This is a genomic window from Microbacterium umsixpiens (assembly GCF_053543675.1).
On record NZ_JBLVOH010000063.1, the window covers coordinates 1 to 1699 of the forward strand.

Below are 1699 nucleotides of genomic sequence, written 5' to 3' on the forward strand. Positions count from 1 at the left end.
AGCATCGATGAGGTCGCCCGGCTCGCCGGGGTCTCCACCGCGACCGTCTCGCGCGCGCTCAGCGGCCGCGGCCACGTGTCCGAGTCCGCCAGGGAGCGGGTGCAGGCCGCGGCGCAGTCGCTCGGCTACGTCGTCTCCTCGCGCGCATCGAGCCTCGCATCGGGGCGCACCCGCAACATCGGGGTGGTCGTCCCGTTCCTCGACCGGTGGTTCTTCAGCACGGTGCTGTCGGGCGTCTCGGCCGCGCTGATGCGCGCCGGTTACGACATCACGCTCTACAACATCACCGCCGACAAGGACGTACGTCGGCACGTGTTCGACACGTTCCTGCGGCGGCAGCGTGTGGATGCCGTGATCGCGGTGTCGATCGAACTCGACGCCGACGAGACACAGCATCTGCTCGACCTCGGCCTGCCGGTCATCGCGATCGGCGGCCCGAACCCGAAGCTCGACACCCTCACGGTCGACGACGTGGCGGTCGCCCAGCTCGCCACCGAGCACCTGATCGGCCTCGGCCACACCGACATCGCGCACATCGGCGCCAACCCCGAGTTCGACATCGACTTTCACATCCCCACCAACCGACGCCTCGGGTTCGAGAAGGCCCTGGCGAAGGCCGGGATCCCTCTGAACCACGCCTTCCTCGAGCCGGCGGACTTCACGGTCGAGGGCGGCTACCGCGCGGCGAAGCAGCTGCTCGGACGGCCGGGCCCCCGACCGACCGCGGTGTTCGCGGCATCCGATGAGATGGCGATCGGGGCGCTGCTCGCGGCCCGCGACCTGGGTTTCAGCGTGCCGGATGAGCTGTCGATCGTCGGCATCGACGGGCACGAGCTCGGCGAATTCTTCCGCCTGACCACCGTCGACCAGTTCCCGCTCGGGCAGGGCGAGCGGGCCGCGGATGCGGTGCTGGCGAAGCTCACCACCCCGGACGAGGTGCACATCCCGTCGGCACTGCCGTACGAGCTGAACGTGCGCGGAACCACCGCCCGCCTGATCTAGGTCGACCCGTGGGGCCGACCCGGCCCTTTGCGTGCGACCCGGGGAATCAGCCCGCGACGATGAGCCCCTTCGTCGCCGTGCGCGTTGCCTCGAAGCGGCGCTGCACGTCGGGCCAGTTCACGAGGTTCCAGAACGCCTTGACGTAGTCGGCGCGCACGTTGAGGTAGTCGAGGTAGTAGGCGTGCTCCCAGACGTCGAGCTGCAGCAGCGGCGTGACACCGAGGGGCGCGTTGCCCTGCTGGTCGAAGAGCTGGAAGATGACGGGGCGAGCGCCCACACTGTCCCAGGCGAGCACGGCCCAGCCCGATCCCTGCACACCCAGCGCCGTCGCGGTGAAGTGCGCGCGGAAGGCGTCGATCGATCCGAACGCGTCGACGAGCGCGGCCTCGAGCTCACCCTCGGGAGCGCCGCCGCCCTCGGGCGAGAGGTTCTGCCAGAACACCGAGTGGTTGATGTGGCCGCCGAGGTTGAACGCGAGGTCCTTCTCGAGCTTGTTGACGTTCGCGAGGTCGCCCGCGCTGCGCGCCGTGGCGAGCTGCTCGAGTGCGGTGTTCGCACCGGTCACATAGGCCTGGTGGTGCTTGGAGTGGTGCAGCTCCATGATCTTGCCGGAGATGTGCGGCTCGAGGGCCGAGTAGTCGTAGGGCAGCTCAGGGAGTGTGTAGAGAGTGGACATGGCGTCTTCCTTTCGATGATG

General features: G+C 68.9%; 2 protein-coding genes. One reads left to right on the forward strand and one right to left on the reverse strand.

All coding sequences use genetic code 11. From position 1 onward, the window contains the following. A partial coding sequence (locus ACNPM4_RS06335) for a LacI family DNA-binding transcriptional regulator (RefSeq protein WP_448985100.1) occupies positions 1-1002 on the forward strand: 1002 nt, incomplete at its 5' end. Between the two features lie 46 nt (positions 1003-1048). Here ACNPM4_RS06335 and ACNPM4_RS06340 read toward each other — a convergent pair. Then, the gene (locus tag ACNPM4_RS06340; protein WP_448985102.1) at positions 1049-1678 is read right to left on the reverse strand and encodes a superoxide dismutase; all 630 of its coding nucleotides are present in this window, start codon (positions 1676-1678) and stop codon (positions 1049-1051) included. Positions 1679-1699: the final 21 nt, after the last annotated feature.

Excerpts from the sequence above, each read along its gene's own strand:
- ACNPM4_RS06340 (WP_448985102.1), bottom strand. The coding sequence starts at position 1,678 with ATGTCCACTCTCTACACACTCCCTGAGCTGCCCTACGACTACTCGGCC.